This window comes from Phycicoccus sp. 3266, from assembly GCF_031456495.1.
Taxonomy (GTDB): domain Bacteria; phylum Actinomycetota; class Actinomycetes; order Actinomycetales; family Dermatophilaceae; genus Pedococcus.
In genome coordinates this window covers 123,002-143,830 of sequence record NZ_JAVDUW010000001.1, presented here as the reverse complement: position 1 = coordinate 143,830, position 20,829 = coordinate 123,002, and the positions used below count along the sequence as shown (strand labels likewise).

25 protein-coding genes are annotated in these 20,829 nt (G+C 72.3%); 12 read left to right on the top strand and 13 right to left on the bottom strand.

All coding sequences use genetic code 11. The features are described 5' to 3' along the window. Nucleotides 1-77 precede the first annotated feature (77 nt). Both J2X64_RS00725 and J2X64_RS00720 read right to left on the bottom strand, forming a co-directional pair. Nucleotides 78-518 (bottom strand): VOC family protein, encoded by a 441-nt coding sequence (locus tag J2X64_RS00725; RefSeq protein WP_310148185.1) that lies wholly within the window; start codon nt 516-518, stop codon nt 78-80. Continuing rightward, nucleotides 515-1,099 (bottom strand): dihydrofolate reductase family protein, encoded by a 585-nt coding sequence (locus J2X64_RS00720; protein WP_310148183.1) that lies wholly within the window; start codon nt 1,097-1,099, stop codon nt 515-517. The genes J2X64_RS00725 and J2X64_RS00720 overlap by 4 nt, the downstream gene beginning before the upstream one ends. 192 nt (nt 1,100-1,291) lie before the next feature. Here J2X64_RS00720 and J2X64_RS00715 point away from each other — a divergent pair, with 192 nt between their 5' ends. From J2X64_RS00715 to J2X64_RS00705, 3 genes are all read left to right on the top strand, one after another. Beyond that, complete coding sequence (locus J2X64_RS00715; protein WP_310148180.1) at nt 1,292-2,413, top strand: aminotransferase class V-fold PLP-dependent enzyme; 1,122 nt, start codon at nt 1,292-1,294, stop codon at nt 2,411-2,413. A 133-nt stretch (nt 2,414-2,546) separates the two neighbouring features. Next, entirely contained in the window at nt 2,547-3,641 is a 1,095-nt protein-coding gene (locus J2X64_RS00710; protein WP_310148177.1) for a M4 family metallopeptidase, read from the top strand. Between the two features lie 142 nt (nt 3,642-3,783). Beyond that, nucleotides 3,784-4,170: a protealysin inhibitor emfourin gene (locus J2X64_RS00705; protein ID WP_310148175.1), complete on the top strand. Its 387-nt coding sequence runs from the start codon at nt 3,784-3,786 to the stop codon at nt 4,168-4,170. A 28-nt stretch (nt 4,171-4,198) separates the two neighbouring features. Here J2X64_RS00705 and J2X64_RS00700 read toward each other — a convergent pair whose 3' ends face one another. The 5 genes from J2X64_RS00700 to J2X64_RS00680 all read right to left on the bottom strand — a co-directional run bounded on the left by J2X64_RS00700 (nt 4,199) and on the right by J2X64_RS00680 (nt 8,074). Beyond that, entirely contained in the window at nt 4,199-4,930 is a 732-nt protein-coding gene (locus J2X64_RS00700; RefSeq protein WP_310148173.1) for an isoprenylcysteine carboxylmethyltransferase family protein, read from the bottom strand. A 43-nt stretch (nt 4,931-4,973) separates the two neighbouring features. Beyond that, the gene (locus tag J2X64_RS00695; protein WP_310148167.1) at nt 4,974-6,008 is read right to left on the bottom strand and encodes an alpha/beta fold hydrolase; all 1,035 of its coding nucleotides are present in this window, start codon (nt 6,006-6,008) and stop codon (nt 4,974-4,976) included. Between the two features lie 198 nt (nt 6,009-6,206). Then, complete coding sequence (locus J2X64_RS00690; RefSeq protein WP_310148164.1) at nt 6,207-6,647, bottom strand: SRPBCC family protein; 441 nt, start codon at nt 6,645-6,647, stop codon at nt 6,207-6,209. A 99-nt stretch (nt 6,648-6,746) separates the two neighbouring features. Continuing rightward, a complete protein-coding gene (locus J2X64_RS00685; RefSeq protein WP_310148161.1) occupies nt 6,747-7,424 on the bottom strand; it encodes a maleylpyruvate isomerase family mycothiol-dependent enzyme in 678 nt (225 codons plus the stop codon). Between the two features lie 20 nt (nt 7,425-7,444). Continuing rightward, nucleotides 7,445-8,074, bottom strand: coding sequence for a DsbA family protein (locus J2X64_RS00680; RefSeq protein WP_310148158.1), 630 nt, complete (start codon nt 8,072-8,074; stop codon nt 7,445-7,447). Nucleotides 8,075-8,147: 73 nt separating this feature from the next. Here J2X64_RS00680 and J2X64_RS00675 point away from each other — a divergent pair, with 73 nt between their 5' ends. Next, the gene (locus J2X64_RS00675) at nt 8,148-8,582 is read left to right on the top strand and encodes a MarR family transcriptional regulator (RefSeq protein ID WP_310148155.1); all 435 of its coding nucleotides are present in this window, start codon (nt 8,148-8,150) and stop codon (nt 8,580-8,582) included. A gap of 74 nt (nt 8,583-8,656) precedes the next feature. Here the strand turns inward: J2X64_RS00675 and J2X64_RS00670 are convergent, their stop codons facing one another. Together J2X64_RS00670 and J2X64_RS00665 are read right to left on the bottom strand one after the other, a co-directional pair. Beyond that, nucleotides 8,657-8,794, bottom strand: a complete 138-nt coding sequence (locus J2X64_RS00670) for a hypothetical protein (protein WP_310148152.1) — start codon at nt 8,792-8,794, stop codon at nt 8,657-8,659. Continuing rightward, entirely contained in the window at nt 8,778-9,653 is an 876-nt protein-coding gene (locus tag J2X64_RS00665; RefSeq protein ID WP_310148149.1) for a mechanosensitive ion channel family protein, read from the bottom strand. Before J2X64_RS00665 ends, J2X64_RS00670 begins: the two co-directional genes overlap by 17 nt. Before the next feature lie 282 nt (nt 9,654-9,935). On the opposite strand from J2X64_RS00665, the gene cax reads away from it, so the two are divergent. Together cax and J2X64_RS00655 are read left to right on the top strand one after the other, a co-directional pair. Then, a complete protein-coding gene (gene cax, locus J2X64_RS00660) occupies nt 9,936-11,111 on the top strand; it encodes a calcium/proton exchanger (protein WP_310148147.1) in 1,176 nt (391 codons plus the stop codon). A 141-nt stretch (nt 11,112-11,252) separates the two neighbouring features. Further along, nucleotides 11,253-12,671, top strand: a complete 1,419-nt coding sequence (locus J2X64_RS00655; protein WP_310148144.1) for a wax ester/triacylglycerol synthase family O-acyltransferase — start codon at nt 11,253-11,255, stop codon at nt 12,669-12,671. Nucleotides 12,672-12,726: 55 nt separating this feature from the next. Here the strand turns inward: J2X64_RS00655 and J2X64_RS00650 are convergent, their stop codons facing one another. Together J2X64_RS00650 and J2X64_RS00645 are read right to left on the bottom strand one after the other, a co-directional pair. After that, nucleotides 12,727-13,980, bottom strand: coding sequence for an ROK family protein (locus J2X64_RS00650; RefSeq protein WP_310148142.1), 1,254 nt, complete (start codon nt 13,978-13,980; stop codon nt 12,727-12,729). Further along, nucleotides 13,977-15,896, bottom strand: coding sequence for a hypothetical protein (locus J2X64_RS00645; RefSeq protein ID WP_310148140.1), 1,920 nt, complete (start codon nt 15,894-15,896; stop codon nt 13,977-13,979). The genes J2X64_RS00650 and J2X64_RS00645 overlap by 4 nt, the downstream gene beginning before the upstream one ends. A gap of 234 nt (nt 15,897-16,130) precedes the next feature. On the opposite strand from J2X64_RS00645, the gene J2X64_RS00640 reads away from it, so the two are divergent. Then, the gene (locus J2X64_RS00640) at nt 16,131-16,754 is read left to right on the top strand and encodes an N-acyl homoserine lactonase family protein (RefSeq protein ID WP_310148136.1); all 624 of its coding nucleotides are present in this window, start codon (nt 16,131-16,133) and stop codon (nt 16,752-16,754) included. A 17-nt stretch (nt 16,755-16,771) separates the two neighbouring features. Here the strand turns inward: J2X64_RS00640 and J2X64_RS00635 are convergent, their stop codons facing one another. Both J2X64_RS00635 and J2X64_RS00630 read right to left on the bottom strand, forming a co-directional pair. Further along, on the bottom strand, nt 16,772-17,707 hold the full coding sequence (locus J2X64_RS00635; protein ID WP_310148133.1) for a LysM peptidoglycan-binding domain-containing protein: 936 nt from the start codon (nt 17,705-17,707) through the stop codon (nt 16,772-16,774). Nucleotides 17,708-17,922: 215 nt separating this feature from the next. Next, nucleotides 17,923-18,150: a hypothetical protein gene (locus tag J2X64_RS00630; RefSeq protein ID WP_310148131.1), complete on the bottom strand. Its 228-nt coding sequence runs from the start codon at nt 18,148-18,150 to the stop codon at nt 17,923-17,925. 250 nt (nt 18,151-18,400) lie between these two features. On the opposite strand from J2X64_RS00630, the gene J2X64_RS00625 reads away from it, so the two are divergent. The 5 genes from J2X64_RS00625 to J2X64_RS00605 all read left to right on the top strand — a co-directional run bounded on the left by J2X64_RS00625 (nt 18,401) and on the right by J2X64_RS00605 (nt 20,814). Beyond that, complete coding sequence (locus J2X64_RS00625) at nt 18,401-18,610, top strand: DUF6582 domain-containing protein (protein WP_310148128.1); 210 nt, start codon at nt 18,401-18,403, stop codon at nt 18,608-18,610. A 46-nt stretch (nt 18,611-18,656) separates the two neighbouring features. Continuing rightward, nucleotides 18,657-18,830, top strand: a complete 174-nt coding sequence (locus tag J2X64_RS00620) for a hypothetical protein (protein ID WP_310148125.1) — start codon at nt 18,657-18,659, stop codon at nt 18,828-18,830. 71 nt (nt 18,831-18,901) lie between these two features. Next, nucleotides 18,902-19,621 (top strand): class I SAM-dependent methyltransferase, encoded by a 720-nt coding sequence (locus tag J2X64_RS00615; RefSeq protein WP_310148121.1) that lies wholly within the window; start codon nt 18,902-18,904, stop codon nt 19,619-19,621. A 115-nt stretch (nt 19,622-19,736) separates the two neighbouring features. Further along, the gene (locus J2X64_RS00610; protein ID WP_310148118.1) at nt 19,737-20,330 is read left to right on the top strand and encodes a hypothetical protein; all 594 of its coding nucleotides are present in this window, start codon (nt 19,737-19,739) and stop codon (nt 20,328-20,330) included. 55 nt (nt 20,331-20,385) lie between these two features. Then, nucleotides 20,386-20,814, top strand: coding sequence for a hypothetical protein (locus J2X64_RS00605; protein ID WP_310148115.1), 429 nt, complete (start codon nt 20,386-20,388; stop codon nt 20,812-20,814). Nucleotides 20,815-20,829: the final 15 nt, after the last annotated feature.

The following is a 20,829-nucleotide window of genomic DNA, read 5'->3' as shown; positions in this document are numbered from 1 at the left end:
CGACCGCCACCCGGCCGCACGGCATACCACCACGACCCCGGCACACGCCGGAAGTCATCGGGGAGCCGGTAGCCGGGTCAGGACACGCGCTCGGCCAGGGACACGATGATCCCCTCCGGGCCACGGACGTAGGCCATCCGCCAGACGTCCTCGAACTGCCCGACGGCACCGACCAGCCCGTACCCGTCCGCGGCGAGCTGGTCGAGGACGAGCCGCAGGTCGTCCACCTCGAAGCAGACGTTGCGCAGGCCGAGCTCGTTGGCCATCGCGTGGGGCGACCCGGGCTCGTGGTCGGGGCGCACGAAGCTCGACAGCTCGAGCGCGGTGCCACCACCCGGCGGCCGCAGCATGGCGATCTCGGTCCGGGCGCCGCTCATCCCGATCACCGTGTCGAGGAACTCGCCCTCGATCGGCATCCGGCCCTCGAGCTCGAGCCCGAGGCCGGTGAAGAACTCGATGGCCCGGTCGAGGTCGGCGACGGTCACACCGACGTGGTCGAAGCGCCTGATGTGCGTCATGCGGTCTCCCCTCCGGGGTTCGCCACGCGGTACGCGAGGAGCAGCGTGGAGCTGGGCGTGGACTGCGCACCGACCAGCTGGAGCCGCCGGGTGGCGTCGCCGTCCGCGAACAGGCGACGGCCGGTGCAGCCGATCGTCGGCCCGACCACCAGCTGCAGCTCGTCCACCAGGCCCTGGGCGAGCATGGAGCGGGCCAGCTCGATGCTGCCGTGGACGCCGATGTCCCCGCCCGGTGAGGCCTTGAGCTCGCGGACGAGGTCGGCGACCGGTCGGTGGACCGCCTCGGCGCCGTGCCACTCGGTGGTCAGCGGGGTGGAGGTCAGCACGTACTTGCGCACACCGTTGATGAAGTCGGCGAAGGGCTGGTAGTCGGCCGTGGGCCAGAAGCGCGCCCACTGGTCGTACATGCCGCGCCCGAGCAGGACCGCGTCCTGGGTGCCGATGACCTTCGCCTCGTTGGCCTCCATCACGTCGTCGAACTCCGGGACCTCGGCGTCGTCGCCGACGGGGGCGAAGTAGCGGTCGGGGTGGTCGACGGCACCGTCGAGGGACATCAGGGTGTAGAGCACGACCTTGCGCACGCGGGCCTCCGGAGTCGGGTGTGGGGGGAACAGGGTGGCAGACCGGCGCCCTGCGCAGAACTCATCGGCGCGCGGGTGGGTGCGGGCGGGAACGCCCGGTCCCGGGAGGCTGCCTCACCGGCAGCCCCCGCCGGACGGCTCGCCCCGCAGCCCCGGACCGCGGCCGGGGCCCACCTGTGGCAACCTGCTGGGGTGAGCCTTCCCCGCCCCGAGATCGACCCCGACGGCCTCCTCGAGTACTCGGTGGTGTTCACCGACCGCTCTCTCAACCACATGTCGAAGCGCTTCGTCGGCGTGATGCAGGACGTCATCGACGTGCTGCGCACCACCTACGGCGCCGACACCGTGGCCGTCGTCCCGGGCGGCGGCACGTATGCCATGGAGGCGGTCGCCCGGCAGCTCGCCACGGGCCGGCGCTGCCTGGTGGTCCGCAACGGCCTGTTCTCCTACCGCTGGAGCCAGATCCTCGACGCGGGCTCGGTGGCGAGCGCGACGACGGTGTGCCGCGCCCGGCCCGCCTCCGACGAGCCGCAGGCACCGTGGGCCCCGGCGCCGGTGGAGGAGGTCGTCGAGGCCATCGAGCGCGACCGGCCCGAGGTCGTCTTCGCGGCGCACGTCGAGACGGCGGCAGGCATCCTGCTGCCCGACGACTACGTCCGCCGCATCTCCGCCGCCACGCACGAGGTCGGTGGTCTCTTCGTCCTCGACTGCATCGCATCGGGTGCCATGTGGGCCGACATGCGCGACCTGGGACTCGACGTGCTCCTCAGCGCGCCGCAGAAGGGCTGGAGCGGCTCGCCCTGCGCGGGGTTCGTCATGCTGAGCGAGGCCGGCCGGGCGCAGGTGATGGCGACGACGTCCACCAGCTTCGCGGTCGACCTGCAGAAGTGGCTCACCATCACCGAGGCCTACACGCAGGGGCAGACGCCGTACCACGCGACGATGCCGACCGACGCCCTCGCGCGGGATGCCGCCCTCATGCTCGAGACGCGCGACGCCGGGCTCGACACCCTGCGCAAGGCTCAGGTCGACCTCGGCACGCGAGTGCGGGCGCTGTTGGCGGACAACGGTTTCCGATCGGTCGCGGCGGACGGCTTCGCGGCGCCGAGCGTCGTCGTGTCGTTCACCGACGACCCGGAGGTCCGCACCGGCGCGAAGTTCAAGCAGCGCGGTGTGCAGGTCGCCGCCGGGGTCCCGCTGATGTGCGGCGAGCGCGACGACTTCTCGACCTTCCGGCTCGGCCTCTTCGGGCTCGACAAGCTCACCGATGTCGACGGGACCGTCGAGCGGCTGGCTGCCCACCTGGCCGGCTGACCGGCACACACCGCCCCTGCGGTCCCCAACGTGACGTCAGCGGGCGCACAGTCACGCAAACGCATGATGACAACCCCTCACGCGGCGAGGAGCCTCGAGGCAGGTCTCGTTCCCGCTCGGGAGAGGAGTGGACATGCCACAGACGCCAGCCACCAGGGAACCTCGGGAGACAGGGTCGGTCCGCCGGCACGCGATCGCGTGCATCATCCCGCCGGACCTGCTCGCCCGTGTCGCGCGGGAGGCCGACCCGGACCAGCGTGAGGCGCTGCTGGAGACCCTCCAGCTCGACCAGAGCTTCCGCGTCACCCGCGCGGAGGCTGCCGCCAGCATCGTCGCGGCCGTGCACCCGGTTGCCGTGCGCGCCGGTGCCGGTACGCCGAACCGGGCGATCTACGACCAGCACCACTCGACCGCGACGACGCCGGGGACGCTCGTCCGGTCCGAGGGCCAGCGCAAGGTCAAGGACGTCTCGGTCAACCAGGCGTACGACAACTTCGGCTACACGTACAAGCTCTACTGGGACCAGTTCCACCGGGACTCGATCGACGACCAGGGCATGCAGATCCAGGGTCTGGTCCACTTCGGCACCAGCTACGACAACGCCTTTTGGGACGGCGCCGGTCACATGTTCTTCGGTGACGGCGACGGCCAGATGCTGACCGACACGACCAAGGGCATCGACGTCGTCGGCCACGAGCTCACGCACGGGGTGACCCAGCACGAGGCGAACCTGCGGTACTCCGGCCAGTCGGGCGCGCTCAACGAGTCGGTCTCCGACGTCTTCGGCTCGCTGGTCAAGCAGTACCACCTCGGGCAGGACGCGGCGGCAGCCGACTGGCTCATCGGCGCCGACATCGTGGGGCCGCAGCTGGCACCCGCGCTGCGGTCGATGAAGGCGCCCGGCACTGCGAACCCGTACGACAACCAGCCCTCGACGATGGACGGGTACGTCCACACCACGTCGGACAACGGGGGAGTCCACACCAACTCCGGCATCCCCAACCACGCGTTCTACGTCGTCGCGACGACCCTCGGCGGCAACGCGTGGGATGCGGCGGGCCAGATCTGGTACGACACCCTCGCGGACCCGCGCCTGCGGCCCACGGCGACCTTCGCCCGGTTCGCCGCGCTGACCCTGCGCTCGGCGAGGACGAGGTACGGCAGCAGCAGCACCGAGGCGGACGCGGTCAGGACCGGCTGGGACGCCGTGAAGGTCAAGGTGCGCTGACGGCGCACCGAGGCGGACGCGGTCAGGACCGGCTGGGACGCCGTGAAGGTCAAGGTGCGCTGACGGCGCACCGAGGAGGCCGGGCTGCGGCGTCGTGCAGGAGGCCGAGCCGAGACGGCCGACTCGGACCTATCCTCGATCCGTGGCCACAGAGGAGCTCCACATCACCTACCGCCGCAGCGGTGGGTTCGCCGGGATCGACATGGCGGCCGAGTGCCTCGGCGCCGACCTGCCCGAGGAGCAGGCCCGGGTCGCGGCCGACCTGCTGGGCGCCACCGACGACGGCCAGGCGACGGCGGCGACGACCGGGACGGGCGACGACGGCCGAGCACCGGCCGCGCCAGCAGGGGAGAGGGCCACAGCCCGGTCCGGGCCGGGACCGGGCGCTGACCAGTTCACCTACACCGTTCGCGTCGTGCAGGGGGGCCGGAGCCGCACCGTCACGTGGGCCGACACGACCGTGCCCGAGGAGGCCCGCCCGTTGCTCGCCACGCTGGGTGGCCTCGCCAGCCCGAGAAGGAGCGGGTGACGCCGGTTCGCCGGTGCAGGGACCGACCTCAGCGACCTCGCCGCAGGCCCGGCACGAGCGCGGGCACGCGAGCGGCATACGCGTCGTAGGCGGTCCCGAACGACGCCCGCAGGTCACGCTCCTCGAAGGCGGTGCCGACCGCGATGTACCCCGTCGCGGCGAGGGTGAAGACGAGGTGGCCGACGCCCAGGTGCGGCGTCGCCCAGAACGCGACCAGCAGCCCGGTCATGAGGGGGTGTCGCACCAGTGCGTAGAGGCCGTCCTCCTTCAGTCCCGCCCCTGATCGGCGCGATCGCGGCGCCCAGCCGGCCTGGCGCAGGCCGGTGAGCTCGAGGTGGTCGACGGCGAACGTCGAGGCGACCGCCAGTGCCCAGCCGGCCGCGCACAGGACCCAGACGACCACCGCGGCCGGGCCGTCGAGGTGCCAGACCCGTCCCTGCACCGGCTGCCAGAGGGCGAGCAGGAGGACGAGGCAGAGGTCGGTGGCGAGGACGTAGGTCGCACGCTCGAGGTCGCCGGGAACGCGCCGGGCGAGCCGTGCCTTGACCGAGCGGCGTGCCATCACCGAGTGCTGCAGCGCGAAGAGCAGCAGCAGCGCCACATCCACGGCGAGCGCGGGACCGGGGGTCGTGCGCACCGGAGCGTCGACGGTCCGGGGGACGAGGACGCCCGCGAGGAAGGCTGCCGTCCAGAGCGTGACGGCGCCGAAGCCGACCCAGCCGACGGCGGAGAGGGCCAGGGAGGTGGGGCGTCGGGTCATGCCTCCATGGTGGGGACGGCGGCGACCGGGAGCAGCCGTGGAACTACCGCACTTCGCGGGCGCTGCTCGCGACGTGCCAGGCCGCGATCTGGGACCGGGACCGGAAGCCGAGGCGCAGCCGGATCCGTTCGACGTGCGACTCGGCCGACCTCTCGGTGATGCCGAGGCGGTGCGCCACCTCTCGGTTCGTCAGCCCCTGTGCGACGAGGGCCGCGACCTCGGACTGCCGTGATGTGAGGCCGGTCGCGACCGCCCGGCGGGCTTGCGGCAGGCCGAGGAACCGCCTGACCTCGGCCACGACCGCCTCCGCGTCCCCCATCGCAGGCAGGTGCGAGCGACCCTCGAGCTCGACCAGCTCGGCTCCGGGCACCGACTCGGCGAGGACCCTGGCCTGGGCGACCGGTGCAGCCCGGTCGCCGCGCCGGTGCAGCACGAGGGTGGGCGCCTGTACCCGGGGGAGCGCCGCGCGGACGTCGACGGCGTAGGCGAGCTGCAGGAGCGCGACCGCCGTCGCGGTCGAGGACGCTGCGCGCTGGTATGCCGCGAGCGCCCGTCGGGTGCCGGGGTCCGCCTCGGGTGCGAACAGCTCGGTGAGGACGTCGGAGCCCAGGCCCCAGTGCGCGGCCAGCAGCTCGGGCAGGAGCCGCCTGCTGTCCTCGTCGCCCACGTCGCTGCCGTTGGCCCAGCCGCCGTACAGGACCAGCCGGGAGACCGTGTCCGGCCGCTCCGCCGCCCACTGTGCGGCCACCGCGGCGCCGAGCGACCACCCGAGGACGTCGACCCGGCCGAGGCCCGCGTCCGCGAGGACCGCATCGATCGTCGACAGCTCGAGCTCCAGGGTCCGTGGGCCCGAGTAGTCGTACGACAGCCCGCAGCCCGGCCGGTCGTAGCGGACCAGGGTGCGCCCCGCGGACAGGGCCTCGTGGAACGACCGCTCGGCCGGGATCGCCCAGCCCAGCTCCAGGTGGCTGAGCCATCCCGGCACGACGAGGAGCCCCGGTCCGGTGCCCGTCACGGCATACGCGATGGCGCCCACACCGTCGAGCCGAGCCGATCCGAAGCGCTGCCCTGTGCGCACGCCACCAGTGAACCCCAAGGGGGTCGCGCACGGACGTACCTTCGCGGACACGCCCTGGCAGACACGCCGCCGCGGAGACACGCCGCCGCGCCCAGGAGAGCCGCAGCAAGCGCTGCCGCCACCGCCGATCGAGGAGACCATGACAGGGTCTCCGGCTCAGGTCCCGGCCCTCGTGCGCCACACCCGCCTGCCCACGGGTCAGCGCCGGCCGGACTCGACGAAGTGCTTGAGCCCCAACCAGTTCCGTCGCTCCCAGCGTGGTCCGACGAGCGCGAGCACGGGGGACAGCAGACGCATCGGGCCGACGAGCCTCATGTCCCAGTCCCAGTGCAGCCGGGTCCCGCCGCCGTCGGCCTCGAAGGTCACCTCACCGTCGACCCGCAGGTACGACGAGCTCACGCGGTTGTGCAGGCGGTGGGGCCGGTCGTACTCGAGCACGTCGACGGTCATCGTCCCGCCCGCCCCCGTCCCGCGAGGCAGCGCGAGGAACCGTGACCCCGGCCCGACGGGTCCGTCGCCCATCTTCTCGGCGCGCGTGATCCGCGGGTTGTATGCCGGCTCGTTGCGTTCGTCGGCGACGAGGTCGAAGACCTCCTCGACCGGCGCGTCGATCGTGACGCCTCCACGGATGCGGGCCATGGCGACACCCCTCCCCGGGCTGAACGGCTCCACTGGCGACCGTTGCAGGAAGCCAGGACGGCAGGGCAGGGACCTTCGTCCGGGTTCGCCGACGAGGCCTCACATCTCCGCGAGGCGCAGTGCGTCCGCACCCTCACCGGAGAGGTGTGAGAGGGCCGCTGGACGTCCGGTCAGCAGGAGCAGGAGCGCCCCGACCGGCCCGGTGACCTCCGGTCCGTCGCCGCGGGTCCACTCGATGTCGGAGGCCCGCAGCCGGTAGCCCTCGATCGGGAGGCGGCGGTTGACCCGGGCGAGCCAGGTGCCCCGGGTGTCCCAGCGTCGGGCGGCGGCCAGCGCGGAGGGCCCGGGTGCCATGTCCAGCTCGTGGCCCAGCGGGATCGCGATGTCCTGGCTGTGCACGAGGATGTCCGTGAGCGTCTCCAGGGGCGTGACGAACGGGTTGTGCCGCCGCGACCCGATGCCGGCGCGGATCCGGCCGACGACCTCCTGGGTCGACAGCAGCTCGGCCTGCACGACGGCGACGTCGTGGATGAAGGCGTTCAGCGACCGGCTGCGCAGCAGGTGCGGGTGGCGGCCGACGAACGCCGCCGCGTCACGCGGGCGCTCCCGCTGCAGGGTGAGGTGGGCGGCCACGTGCCGCACCGTCCAGCCCTCGCACAGCGACGGGTGCTCCCACTGCTCGGGCGCGAGTCGCTCGAGCAGCTGGGCAGTGCGTTCCCGTTGGTCGTCGATCCCCGCCCACAGGGCGTCCGCCTCGGCGGCGGTGGTGCGAGTCATGGCTCCTCCTCGGGTGGGGCTCAGCTGAAGACGGGAGGGCGGACCCTCGTGCGCTTGAGCTCGAAGAACTCCGGGTATGCCGCGAGCTGCCGGGCGCCGTCGAACACCTGGACGGCCTGCTCGCCGCGAGGGATGGCATTGAGCACCGGGCCGAAGAAGGCGACCCCGTCGATGGAGGTGATGGGCGTGCCCGCCTCGCGGCCCACCAGCGCCACCCCGCGTTCGTGGCTGGCGCGCAGGACCTCGTCGTACTCCTCGGTGTCCATGGCGTCCTCGAGGTGCGCCGGGAGCGCGAGGTCGCGCAGTGCCTTCCGGACCACCGCGTGGTACTCCTGCGCCGACGGGCGTCGCCAGACGTCGAAGACCCTCTGGCCGAAGGCCGTGTAGAACCGCTCGAGCGCCGGTCCACCGCACCGCAGCGCCACCCCCGCGGCCACCCGGGCCGGACCCCGGCTGGCCTCGACGCTGCGGCGGTAGTCGGGCGCCACGTCGGACCGGTGCTCGTTGAGCAGGTACAGGCTCATCACGTGGTGACGGACCATGATCGCCCTGGACGCGGCCACCTCGGCCAGCCAGCGTGAGGCGGTCCACGAGTACGGGCACACGGGGTCGAACCAGAAGTCGACGGTCGTGTCGGGTGCGGGCGCCATGGTCCCTCCGCGGTAATATAGTCCTATAAGCGAACCAATATAGTTCGATCAGCGGACTAGTGGAAGAGGGTCGATGGAGCGGGAGCTGCCCACCAGCCTGTTGATGTTCATCGCCTCGCGATCGGCGACGACCCGCGTCTTCCAGGCGTTGCAGGACAGCGGTTTCGACGACCTGACCATCGCCCAGAGCCGGCTGCTCATGGGCATCGACCCGCAGGGCACGCGCCTCAGCGTGCTGGCCGACCGCGCACAGATCGCCAAGCAGACGGCCACGGCGCTGGTCGACAAGCTGCAGGTCTCGGGATACGTCGAACGAGTACCTGACCCCGCGGACGGCCGCGCCCGCCTGGTGCGCATGACGGCTCGCGCCGAGTCGGCGATCCCGCACGCCCGGGCCGAGGAGGAGCGCATCGAGGCCGAGTGGCGACAGCACCTGGGTGCGGCCCGCATGAGGCAGCTGCGCGCCGCGCTGACGGACCTGCGGGAGATCACCGACCCCTACCGCTGAACGCGGACGGCCCCGTCTCCGAGGAGGAGACGGGGCCGACCGGTCGGGCAGTCGCCCGGCGCCGCTGGGCGGGACTAGCCCCAGCGGGCCAGGAGCATCGTGACGGCCCAGACCGAGACCGCCGCGCCCGTGACGAAGACGGCGGAACCCGCCACGAACCCGGCGCCGAGCGTCAACGCGCGCGGCAGCCGGCGGTCATGAGCGGCGGACATCGTTCGGGTTCCACGCCACGGTCGAGTCGTCGTCGTACTGGTGGTTGCCGCCCTGGGGCGAGAACGTCGGGTCCTCCACGGCACCGGTCGTCGTCGGGGACGGGCTGTGCGAGCCGTTGCCGCCCGGACGGGCGCGCTCGGCCATGTCCCGCACCTGCTCGCGGGCCGAGGGGGCGCGCTCGGCCTCGGCGCGGACCTTCCGCGTCTCGGTCGACATGGTGTCGAGGTACTGCTCCCAGCGGGACTGCATCGGGCGGATGAGGCCCCCGCCCACACCCACGACGAGGATGCCGGCGATGGTGCCGAGGACCGCGATCAGTACGGGCATGGTCACGGTCGTGGCGATGCCCACCTGGTTGAGCGCCGCGATGATGCCCAGCCCGATGATGAAGAAGGCGGCGATGTTGGCCAGGGTGCGGCCGTAGGACAGGCTGCTCAGGGTGCTGCTCACGATGTCGCGCACCGCGGCGGCGATCGCTGCGGCGACGACGACGATGATGATGGCGACGATCGCCTTGGGCAGGAACGCGATGACACCGGTCAGCAGCTCGCTGATCGGGTTGGGCCCGAAGACGCCGAAGGCCATCTGGAGCACGAACAGCACGAGGGCGTAGTAGACGAGCTTGCCGACGATGGCCGAGGCGTCGTACTTGCTGCGCTCGAGGGCGCGGCGTATGCCGCCTCGCTCGACCGCGCGGTCGAAGCCGACGCGCTCGAGCACCTTGTCGATGGCCTTGCCGACGGCCTTCGCGACGAACAGGCCGATGATGAGGATCAGCAGGAATGCAACGAGCTTCGGCACGAAGGTGGCGACGGCACTGAGTCCGTCCCCGACCGCGTTCTGGAGTCGATCGGTCATGTTTTCTGCCCCTTTCGGTGGACTGCGCCTTCGTACCCACCGCTCCGCGGGGCAAACACGCGTCGTCGTGGCGGGCCTCGGTTCGACCCGTGACCGCGCGACCACGCCCCCGGGGAGTCGTTCGAATCGCGGGGCCACCACCCGGCTGCCACCATGTCCGGGACCCGGAGGTGACGGCATACAGCCTCCGGCGCCCGGCCCTGGTGTGCCGTGGCCACCGGAGCGAGGAGGGCGACAGGTGACGACGACGAGGTGTCCCCACGACGTGTCGGGAGGTCGGCGATGAGGGCGGCGCTCGGCCCGTGGCGCGTGCTGGACCTCATGGTCGTCGCGTTGCCGGCCGCCGTCGTCGCCGAGGTGCTCGGCCTCGGGGCACCGGTGCTGTTCGTGCTGTCGGCGCTCGCCGTCATCCCGCTCGCCGGGCTCGTCGGTCGCTCGACCGAGGTGCTCGCCGAGCGGGTCGGCGGGAGCAAGGGCGCCCTGCTCAACGCGACCTTCGGCAACGTCGCCGAGCTGCTCATCGCCGCGCTCCTCGTGGTGAACGGCGAGATCGCCGTCCTCAAGGCCTCGATCACCGGCTCGATCATCGGCAACCTGCTGCTGCTGCTCGGCGTCTCGATGGTCGTCGCGGCGCACGACAAGAGCGAGGTGCCGATCACGGTGACCTCGCGCGTGCAGGCCACGATGCTGTTCCTGGCCATGGGGATCCTGCTGCTGCCGACGGTCTTCTCGTTCCGACCGGAGAGCTCCACCACTCGCCTGGACGAGGTCAGCGGTCTCGTGGCCCTGATCCTGTTCGCGGTCTACGCGCTGTCGATGCTGTTCATGCTCCGCACCAACCGACACCAGTTCCAGGAGGACGGTGAGGGGTCCAGCGGCGAGGGGTCCGATGGCAAGGGTTCCGGCGGCGACGGGTCCGGCCGCGGCGAGAGGGAGCAGGCTGGCGAGGAGGGGCAGGCGGGCGGGGCTGCCGAGGACGGGCGGCCGACGTGGTCGGTCAAGGGTGCCGTCGTCGTCCTGGCCGTGGCCACCGCGCTCGTGGCGGTCGCGGCGGAGATGGTCGCCAGCAGCGTCGAGGAGGCGGGGTCGGCGCTGGGGCTGCACAGCGGCTTCATCGGCTTCGTGATCCTGCCGCTCGTGGGCAACGCCGCCGAGCAGTTCAGCGCGCTGGGCCTCGCCGCCAAGGACAGGCTCGGCGTCGCCAGCGAGATCGCCGTCGGGGCCAGCATGCAGCTCGCGATGTTCGTCGTGCCGATCCTCGTCCTGCTGGGCCTGGTGACGGGGAACCCGTTCGACCTCGCGTTCAGCCCGCTCGAGCTCAGCGCGCTGATCATCGGCACGCTGCTTACCCGCCACCTGCTCGACGACGGCAAGGCCAACTGGCTCGAGGGCGTCATGCTGCTCGGCCTCTACCTGGCCTTCGCCGGCGCCGTCTTCTTCGCCGACCTCAACGGCTGACGGTCAGCTCACGCGTGGGGGTACGCGCACGCCCGCTCCGCGAGGACCATCGTCCCTAGGCCGCTGGTCGCGCGCGGGCGGAGGCTGGCGAGGTCGGAGCCGGGGTGCTGCCCCGGGAGAGTGCCGCAGCTGGGAGCCGTCATGGCCGGGAGCACGCGCAGGCGCACGGAGCCGGTGGACGCGATCTGGCTCAGCATGGACCGCCCGAGCAACCGCATGGTCATCGTCACGCTGATGTTCCTCGCGTCCCCTCCGGACTGGGACGAGGTGGTCCGGCTGATCCGGACGCGCGTGGTCGAGCGGTACCCGGTGTTCCACCAGCGTCCCGTCGCCGCGCCGCTCGGTGTGGGCCTGCCGCGCTGGGAGGACGACCCGGCCTTCGACCTGGACCGCCACGTCTCGCGGCTGACCCTGGCCGAACCTGGTGACGACGCTGCGCTGCAGTCCCACGTCGAGGAGTACCTCCACCTGTCCTTCGACCCGCGCCACCCCCTCTGGGAGGTGCAGCTCATCGACGGCCACGGTGACGGGGCGGCGGTGTTCGCCCGCATCCACCACGCAATGGCCGACGGCATCTCGCTCGCACGTGTGCTCCTGTCGATGACCGACGCGGTGGGGAGCGGCCGCGGGCGGAGGGGACACGTACGCGCACCGGCTCCCGGGCGGGAGGCGCCCGGGGACGAGTCACCCCCGGAGGCCGCCGACGGGAGGTCCGGCGGGCTGGGTGGCAGCGTGGTGGCGGGGGCCGCGCTCGTCCGCGACGGCCTCGGCCAGGTCGTCCGGCTGGGCACGCCCTCCGGCGGGATGGCCCTGGTGCAGAACGGGATCCTCGCGGCCGAGGTCGCCGCCCAGCTCCTGCTCACCCACACGCGGGCGAGCCCTCTCGGCGGCGACCCCTCGGCATACAAGCGCGTCGTGTGGACGCGCCAGCTGCCCCTCGACGCGCTCAAGCAGGTGGCGCACCTCGAGGGCGGGACGCTCAACGACGTCCTGATGGGGGCCATGGCCGGGGCGCTGTGCCGCTACCAGCAGGGGCACGGCGTGAGTCCGGTGGACCTCGTGACGATGGTGCCGGTGAACCTGCGCCCCCTGGACAGGCCGCTGCCGTCCACCCTCGGCAACCGGTTCGCCCTGGTGTTCTTCACCTACCCGAGCGGCACCACCCAGCCACTGGCGCGCCTGGCCGAGACCAAGCGTCGGATGGACTGGCTCAAGCGCTCGCCCGAGGCGCCGATGACGTTCGCGCTCATGGGTCTCATCGCGCGGACCGTGCCGCCGGTGGAGCGCGCGCTGGTCGACTTCTTCGCGAACAAGGCGATCGGTGTGACGACCAACGTCGCGGGCCCGCGCGCGCCGCGCCTGCTCGGCGGCGTGCCCGTGACCGGGGTGCTCGGCTGGGTGCCGGGGTCGGGGCACCACACGCTCGGGACGTGCATCTTCACGTATGCCGGGACCGTCCGTGTCGGTCTCATGGCCGACGCCGGCGTCGTCCACGACCCGGAGGAGCTGCTCGCCGCGTTCGAGGACGAGGTGGCCGCGCTGGTGCGCCTGGCCAAGTGACGAGGTGCCCGTCCGCGTGACGTCCCTGTGGGACGGGCCCGCCAAGGGTTGGCCGCTAGAGCTGGCCGACGCCCGCACGGATGGCCAGGGTCGCGGCGCCCCGCGTCCAGAGGTCCGCCTGGGCCGGGTCCACCTCGATGCGCACCTGCGACGCGATGCCGGAGAAGCCGTGCACCGCCAACGCCTCGCGGACGGCCGGCTCCATGAGCTCGTAGGCCGCCGCGCTCTCACCGGCGATGATGACCAGCTCGGGGTCGACGAGGTTGCACAGCCCTGCCAGGGCACGGCCGAGCGCACTGCCGGCAGAGGCGAAGGCGTCCCTGGCCCGACGCGCCGCCGGGTCGCTCCCCGTGGCCACCTCCATCGCCTCGGCCACGCTCGTGCAGCCGCTGGCGCCGCAGATCGCGGCGTCGCCGGCGAGTGCCTCGAGGCAGCCCCTCGCCCCGCAGGTGCAGACCGGGCCCGCCGGGTCGAGGGGGAGGTGCCCGAGCTCACCCGCGATGCCGTGCCCACCGGTGTGGAGCCGGTCGTCCAGGACCAGGCCGCACCCGATGCCGATGCCGAGCGTGACGACGGCGAGCGTGCGGGCCCCCCGTCCCCGCCCGAACCAGTGCTCCGCCAGGGCCAGGGTGTTGGCGTCGTTCTGCACGGTCACCGGGAGCCCCAGCCGGTCCGCGAGCGGGTCGCGCACGGCCACGTCCCGCCAGCCGAGGATGGCCGACAGGCGACAGGTGCCGGACTCGCGGTCGACGTGACCGCTCAGGCCGACGCCGACGCCGAGCACGTCCTCGCGGGCCGCCCGCGAGGAGTCGACCAGCTGGCCGACGACCGTCGAGATGGTGTCGAGCACGGCGGTCGGCTCGGTGGATCCCAGCCGCGCCTCGTGACGGCCGAGCACGGTCCCGCGCAGGTCGGTGCACACCGCACTCACGAGCGAGGGACCGAGCTTGACCCCGACGGCGACGTGACGAGCAGGGTTCACCGACAGCGACTGCACGGGCCTTCCGCGCCCCCCGGCGGTCGGGCCGGAGGCGGGTGGCCCCGACTCACGCAGGTAGCCGTCGTCGATCAGCGGTCTCAGCGACCGGGTGACTGTCGAGGCGTCCAGTCCCGTCCAGGCCGCGAGCTGCGCGCGGGTGACCGGCTCGAACCTCAGGGCGAGGGAGAAGAGCTCGGCCTGCCGCGGCTCGACGAGCCCGGCCGCCTGGCCGCCGGCCCCGCGCGCGCGGATCCCGGCGACGGACTCCCTGGTCGCCCCGGCGGCCGGTCGACGTCGTCGACGGCCGCCGGGGGCGTGCGGGTGGCTCATCCGAGCTGGAGCTCCATCCAGTTGAGGTTGACGGCACCGGTGTCGGTCGCGCCGCGGCCGATGGTGACCAGGTTGAGGCCGGCGCCGAGGCGCAGTGTCCCGGCCACGGTGTCCCACGCGTCCCAGCCGGCGGTCGCGGGGAACGAGACCCGCTGCGGTCCGTCGACGACGCTCCGGTCGGCGCGCTCGCTCGACACGGTCATCGTGCTGGGGGAGCCGAGGCCGTTGGCATAGCGCCAGCGTACGGAGTAGGTCCCGGCCCGTGGCGCCTGCACCGCGAAGGTGACCAGCGGGTCGCCAGGGTCGCCACCGGCCTCGAGCTTGTCGACGAAGCCGGACCCGGCATACCCCGGGTGGTTGTTGTTGAAGTTCGCGCCGCCGCCCCAGGTGGCCCACGCCGCGTGGAAGCGCGTGACGCCGCGCTGCGGGGTGACGTGGAAGAGGGCGCAGGCGTGCGGCGCGAGGGTCGCGCTCGCCTCGCTGCGCTGACCCAGGTCGCGCCCCGCCCAGACGTCGCGCACCGCGGCGGAGCCGTCGATGCCGAGGTCGCGGCGCAGGTGCAGAGACTTCGTGACGGTCGCGGTGTCGCCGCGGTTGAAGAGGGCGACGACCCACGTGCCGTCGGGCAGCTGCCCGGCCCAGCGCTCGGTGTCACGCGAGCCCGGGTCGACCGAGTAGGGGGTGCCGTTGTGGTACAGCGGCTTGCCGACGAGGCCGGCCTCGTGGAGGCGGAGCACCTCCGGGTGGGTGAAGACCCAGCCACCGTCGCCGATGTCGGAGTAGAGGTCGGCGATCGCGATGGGGGAGCCGGCGATGGTCATCAGCGTGACGGCGGTCTTGCGCTCCTCGTCGGAGGCGAACGTGTGCGCCCGCAGGAAGTCGCCGTCGAGGATGAGCTGCCCGCGACCGTTGCGGTGCGACCAGCCGGTGAAGCCGCAGAACGGGTTGAACCAGTTGGGCCACGCGTCCTGCCAGTCCTGGCGACCACCGCTCAGCCGCTCCCAGCCACCCTTGTCGGCGTCGGCGTTGATCCGGACGAGGTCGCCGTTGGCGAGCTCGGCCGAGGCGTTGTCGAACAGGTGCGGCATCACCAGCGAGACCTCGAGGTCGTCACCGGCGGCCTCGTTGATCCAGTGCAGTGCCGTGACGTAGTTCTCGCGGCCGTGCGGCTCGTTGACCTGGCCGATGTTGGCGTCCATCCCGTTCTCGTACCAGGACAGGAAGTCGATGCGCAGGTACGGGACGCCGAGGTCCTTGAAGTACTTGACGTAGCCCTGGACGTACTCGCGGGCGCCGGGCTTGGTGACGTCCACCCAGTAGAGGGTGTCGCCGCCGATGTCGCGGGCGAAGAAGTCGCCGGGCTCGACGATGTCGGCGATCCGCACGTCGGGGCGGCCCACGACCGTCTTGCTCGTGTCCTCGACGGCCGCGCGGTGGACCCAGAGCGGGTCGTAGTAGACGCCGAGCTTCATGTCCCGCTGAGCGAGATAGGCCGCCCAGTACGCCCAGTCGTGCGTCCACGAGTCGTTGTAGCTTGTGATGTAGCCGTGCTCGGTGGTCCGCGAGGAGCCCTCGATCCAGCCGTCGGTGCAGGCAATGTCGTAGCCGCTCGGGGCGAAGTCGCGGGCCAGCCAGTCGATGTTGGCCTTCCACTCGTCCTCGGGGATGGGGGCGTTGTGCGGGAAGGACCAGCCGTAGATGTTCCAGTAGAGCGGCCCTGCGCCGCTGCGGGTCCAGGGGCTGTTGCGGCTGACCAGCGACAGGGGAGGGGCCGGCGTGGCGGGGAGCCCCGTCGTCGCGGCCGTGGTGCCGGTCGGGGTGCGTGTCCCGGCGTATGCCGGGTCGGCCAGCTCGAGCGCCGTGGCCAGCGAGATGAGTCCGCTGGAGGCCAGGAGTGCGCGTCGGGTGATCGCCATCGGTCGTGCTCCTTCGGGGTGGTCCGGGGACATCGCGGTGGGCGATGTGCGGCTTTTGCTCCCGTCGACCATCCTCCGGATATTTAGATGCGTCAAGCAAAAAATTAGTCAAGACAGGTCGCGGCGGCCACGAACCGGGCGACTCACGCGGCGACCGATGAGTTCTGTCGGCCGGCGGTGTCATAGTGCTGTCCCCTCCGCACAGGGCGCGCTGCGCCCAGGGAAGCGAGCGCCATGAACAGCACCGTCACCCCCGTCCTCGTCGCCGAGCTGCTCGCGGACGGTGACCGCATGCCGGTGTACGTCCACGTTCTCGACCATCCCGGCGGGCGGGTGCTCGTCGACACCGGCATGACCGAGCTGCACCCTGCGGTGGCGGACATGGACCCCCGCCTGGTGCCGTTGAGCGAGCAGGACGGCTTCGACGTCGACAGCATCGACCTCGTGGTGAACACCCACCTGCACTACGACCACTGCGGCGGCAACCACCTCTTCGCGGGCAGGCCCGTGCACGTCCAGCGACGCGAGCTCGAGGACGCCCTCGGCCGCGACGACTACACGATCCGGGAGTGGGTCGACGCGCCCGGCGTCGAGTACGTGCCGGTCGACGGTGAGCACGAGCTCCTGCCCGGCATCCGCCTGGTCCCGGCGCCGGGCCACACTGCGGGGTCGCAGGTCGTCCTCGTCGACACGGCCGACGGGCAGGTCGTCATCGCCGGCGACACCGCCGTGTTCTTCGAGGAGCTGGACGAGCCGCGCACCGAGGGCCAGCGGCTGATCCGGTCGCTCCAGCCCACGCAGGTCTGGCTCGCGCACGCCCACGAGCCGTGGCGTCCGGACGCAGGCGAGCGCCCCTGACGTGCCGGTGCGTCAGGTCAGGCGATCCTGATGCGGAGCCCGGCCGGGACGCGGTCCGGGTCGGCGATCGCGTTGAGCTTCACGAGGCGGTCGACCGTCGTCCCGAAGCGGCGCGCCACCGCGCTGAGGGTGTCGCCCCAGACCAGCGTGTAGAAGTGCGGGGACGCGACACCGGGGACACCGGCGGTGGCCTGGCCCGGGATGCGCAGGACCTGGCCCACCCGGATCACGTTGGCGTCCGGGATGTTGTTGAGCCGCTGCAGCACGGCCACAGTCGTGTGGAAGCGCGCCGCCAGCTCGCCGAGGGTGTCCCCGGGTTGCACGACGTGGACCCGCCCGGCCGGTGCCGGGCTCGCGACCGTCGCGACGGCGCCCGTGCTCGGCACGATGGCTGAACCCAGCGCGCGAGCCGCGTCCCAGACCTGTCGGCGCGTCGCGAAGCCGTTGGGATCCCGTGTCGAGAAGGGGTCTCCGCGATTGACGGCGTTCGAGATCGACTTGATGTCGCCGTCGTCGCTGACCTGGACCAGCGTGCGACCCCAGCCGTGGTTGGCGGTGAAGTACCAGACGCCACCGAGCCAGGCCCACCGCAGGTCGGCCAGCTGGTCCTGTGCGCGCACGAAGACGTCGGCCCGGCCCACCAAGCCACGTTCGTGTGCCCATGCCCCGAAGCGCTGGTAGTTGTCCCGCCACGTGACCTGCATGAAGGTCCGGCCGTAGTAGGGGAAGTACTCGCGGCCGGCTCCCTCGCCGAACTCCTTCGTGGTCCGGAGGAACGCCGACTCCTGGATCGTCTGCGAGAGAAACCCGGCGCACCGGTTGATGGTGTTCATGCCGCCGAGTCGCATCGCGTCGGTCGCGCCCCGGGCGAGCGTGTCCAGGGTGGCGATCTGGCCGCCCCGGGCACCTGCGGCGTCGAGGATCGTGCCGAGCATGGTCCCGTTCAGTGTCATGATCCGACTCCCATCGGCGACATGCCAAGGCGAGCGGTGAGCTGCGACGTGACGGTGCGGCCCGTGATCGCCCTCTGCCAACCCATGCTCCGCCGGGCGGTACGCCACCACACCCGACAATCGGCGTACCCCTACAGCCCGCACAGGCCTAGAGCTCGCACATGCCTGGAGCCCGCACCGGCCTCCAGCCCGCACACGCCTCAGCCCACAGACCCCTACAGCCCGCACATGGCGGCGCCGACGGCGGCGAAGTTCTGCTGGGCCGTCGGCGCGCTGTGCGAGTCCTCGGAGGCCTGCGGATTGTGGGTGAGCACACTCGCGCACGCGGTGCCGGTGTGGGCGGGCGCCTGGGGGTTCGGGTTCGGCGCCGCCACGGCGGGCACGGCGGCAACGGTGCTGAGGGCCACGGTGGCGAACACGGCGGCGCAGGTCTTCCGGATCATGGTGGGAACCTCCGAGCGGGATCGGTGCGATCAGGCGTCGTGGACCGATTCGTGTCGCCCTGCGCGGACCGGCGCACCGGATCGACCGGTCATGGCGCCCTCTTCCGGCCGGGAGCCTAGGGCGGCGACGGGGCCCCGACCACCGGCTAAAGACGTAGGACTGGCCGGGGTCAGGGCGGGGGAGTCGACTGGGGTTCGGCGAACCACTGAACGGGTAGGGACACAGGACGACCCACGAGAGGAGACCGCCGTGTCGAAGGACCTCAGCAACAGCAAGAACCGCGACAGGCTCGAGAAGTCATCGTTCGCACTGCCCGACGAGGAGAAGTACCCGATCCCCGACATCGAGCACGCCCGCAACGCCCTGGCCAGGGTGGCCCAGCACGGCTCGGAGGCGGAGAAGAAGAAGGTCCGGGCGGCGGTCGAGAAGAAGTACCCGAGCCTGAAGAAGGACGACTGACGAGGTGGCCGGCGACGGCCCGAGCAGGGAGCGTGACGTGCCACGGATGCGGCTTCGCGACCACAACGCGTGGGACCTCGCCCTGACGGCGCTGACCCTCTCGGCGACCGCTGCGGCGGCGGGCCTGGAGGTCGGCCGCCGGCTCGGCCGTCGCCGTCACGCCCGTCGGGCTCGGGCCGGCACGTCGTCCCACCGGGGCCGGGAGCGGACGAGCCGCTGAGGGCGCTCTCGGTCGGTCATCTGCCTGCGCGCCGGGTTGGCGCAACTGCCCCATCGGGGTAGGAATCGGTCATGCCCGAACCCGTGAGCCAGTCCGCTGCCCCCGTCGCCGACTACGACGAGTTCGCGGCCGCGTACTCGGCGAGCAACGAGAGCAACCTCTTCAACGCCTGGTACGCGCGCCCGGAGATGGTGCGTCTCGCCGGTGACGTCGCAGGCCTGGACGTCCTGGACGCCGGGTGCGGGTCCGGCCCGCTGATGCAGGACCTGCGTGCTGCCGGTGCCAGCGTGTCCGGCTTCGACCTCAGCTCGGCGATGGTCGAGCTGGCTCGGCAGCGCCTGGGCGACGACGCAGACCTGAGGGTCGCGGACCTCGGCGCCCCGCTGCCCTACGCCGACGACGCGTTCGACGTGGTCGTCGCGTCGCTGTCCCTGCACTACGTCGAGGACTGGGTCCCTGCGCTGGCCGAGCTGCGGCGCGTGCTGAGGCCCGGCGGGCGCCTCGTGGTGTCGATCATCCACCCCACTGTGTATGCCGTGGTGTACCCCGAGGCGGACTACTTCGCCCTCACCCGCTACTCCGAGGACTACGACTTCGGCGAGGGGACCGTCTGGTTGACCTACTGGCACCGCCCGCTGCAGGACGTCGTCAACTCCTTCATCGGCGCGGGGTTCACGGTCAAGGCGGTCACCGAGCCGCCGCCCGCCGCCGGCACCCCGGCGGAGCTGCTGCCCCACGAGGACGGTCGGTCGTTCATCTGCTTCCTGTTCTTCCAGCTCGAGGCCCCCTGACCCCGTGAGGTGCTGACGGAGCTCGCGCGGGAGGCAGCGAAGGACCTCGGCAGCGCCGGACGAGCGGGTCCAAGGGCCCTGACCGCCCGGGGCGGCCACCGGCGACGCTGGACGCGTGAGAGGCAACGTGGAGAGGTACCGCCGGGAGTGGGCGGCTCGGGTCGTGGGTGTCGGTTCCCTCCAGTGGGGCGCCGTCGCGGTCGCGCTGGGGTTCGTCGGCCTGATGGGGCTGTTCGTCGGCGGCGACGCCGTCGTGGACCCCGGCGGGTGGGTGGGGATCGGCGGCACGGCTGCCTGGGTGCTGGCAACGCTCGGCCTGTGCCTGCTGGCCTTCTACCGGCCCGTGGCCGCCGTGGTGGTGCTGGCCGTCGCGGCGTGCGCGCCGCTGGCCTTCGGCGCGTGGTCGCTCGTGGACTACGGCGCCGCCCACGCGTGGGAGGACAGCCATGGTCCACTCTCGCTGGTGCTCGTCCTGTCCGTCTGCGGACCGGCGGCGGTGGCGGGTCTCTTCCGTCCGCGTGCGGCCGGCTACCTCATCCTCACCGTGTGCGTGGTGCCCCTCCTGCTGGCGGCGGTGGGCGCGGCATCCCACTTCGTCGAGCCCTTGTCGGTGGGGCTGCTGCTCGTGCCCTTCGTCGCCTCGGGTGTCCTGTTGCTGCTGTCCGCTCGGCGCCAGGGACGGGCCCACCCCCTCCTGAGCGCCTCCTGAACCGCGGGGCTACGGTGCTGGAGAAGAACTCAGGACTCGGGTGGAGGGATCTCCGGTGGGTGCGTCGGTAGCCGCTGCGGCGACGTTCGTGTGGTTGGGCATGGTGCTCGGCATCTCCTTCCTGGAGGCGCCGCTCAAGTTCCGGGCCCCCGGCGTCACGCTCCCGGTCGGCCTCGGCATCGGGCGCATCGTCTTCCGCGCGCTCAACCTCGTCGAGGCCGGGCTGCTCGTGGTGGCGGTCGTGGCCGCCGCTGTCGGTGGCGCCTCCACGACCGCCTGGGTCCTCGTCGTCGTCGCCGCAGTCGTCCTCGCGGCGCAGCTGCTGGCGGTGCGCCCGGCGCTCAACCGTCGCACCGATGCCGTCCTGGCTGCCGCCGACCCCGCCGAGGTCCCGCGCTCGCGCGCCCACTTCGCCTACGTGGGCCTCGAGCTCGTCAAGGTGGTCGTGCTCATCGCACTGGGGTCCGCCCTCCTGGCCAGCTGAGCCGCGCGTCCTGGC

Coding starts and splice junctions, on each gene's coding strand:
- J2X64_RS00725 (WP_310148185.1), bottom strand. CDS start 518: ATGACGCACATCAGGCGCTTCGACCACGTCGGTGTGACCGTCGCCGAC.
- J2X64_RS00710 (WP_310148177.1), top strand. CDS start 2,547: ATGCCACAGACGCCAGCCACCAGGGAACCTCGGGAGACAGGGTCGGTC.
- J2X64_RS00700 (WP_310148173.1), bottom strand. CDS start 4,930: ATGACCCGACGCCCCACCTCCCTGGCCCTCTCCGCCGTCGGCTGGGTC.
- J2X64_RS00690 (WP_310148164.1), bottom strand. CDS start 6,647: ATGGCCCGCATCCGTGGAGGCGTCACGATCGACGCGCCGGTCGAGGAG.
- J2X64_RS00685 (WP_310148161.1), bottom strand. CDS start 7,424: ATGACTCGCACCACCGCCGCCGAGGCGGACGCCCTGTGGGCGGGGATC.
- J2X64_RS00680 (WP_310148158.1), bottom strand. CDS start 8,074: ATGGCGCCCGCACCCGACACGACCGTCGACTTCTGGTTCGACCCCGTG.
- J2X64_RS00675 (WP_310148155.1), top strand. CDS start 8,148: ATGGAGCGGGAGCTGCCCACCAGCCTGTTGATGTTCATCGCCTCGCGA.
- J2X64_RS00670 (WP_310148152.1), bottom strand. CDS start 8,794: ATGTCCGCCGCTCATGACCGCCGGCTGCCGCGCGCGTTGACGCTCGGC.
- J2X64_RS00665 (WP_310148149.1), bottom strand. CDS start 9,653: ATGACCGATCGACTCCAGAACGCGGTCGGGGACGGACTCAGTGCCGTC.
- cax (WP_310148147.1), top strand. CDS start 9,936: ATGAGGGCGGCGCTCGGCCCGTGGCGCGTGCTGGACCTCATGGTCGTC.
- J2X64_RS00655 (WP_310148144.1), top strand. CDS start 11,253: ATGGCCGGGAGCACGCGCAGGCGCACGGAGCCGGTGGACGCGATCTGG.
- J2X64_RS00650 (WP_310148142.1), bottom strand. CDS start 13,980: ATGAGCCACCCGCACGCCCCCGGCGGCCGTCGACGACGTCGACCGGCC.
- J2X64_RS00645 (WP_310148140.1), bottom strand. CDS start 15,896: ATGGCGATCACCCGACGCGCACTCCTGGCCTCCAGCGGACTCATCTCG.
- J2X64_RS00640 (WP_310148136.1), top strand. CDS start 16,131: ATGAACAGCACCGTCACCCCCGTCCTCGTCGCCGAGCTGCTCGCGGAC.
- J2X64_RS00635 (WP_310148133.1), bottom strand. CDS start 17,707: ATGACACTGAACGGGACCATGCTCGGCACGATCCTCGACGCCGCAGGT.
- J2X64_RS00630 (WP_310148131.1), bottom strand. CDS start 18,150: ATGATCCGGAAGACCTGCGCCGCCGTGTTCGCCACCGTGGCCCTCAGC.
- J2X64_RS00620 (WP_310148125.1), top strand. CDS start 18,657: ATGCGGCTTCGCGACCACAACGCGTGGGACCTCGCCCTGACGGCGCTG.
- J2X64_RS00615 (WP_310148121.1), top strand. CDS start 18,902: ATGCCCGAACCCGTGAGCCAGTCCGCTGCCCCCGTCGCCGACTACGAC.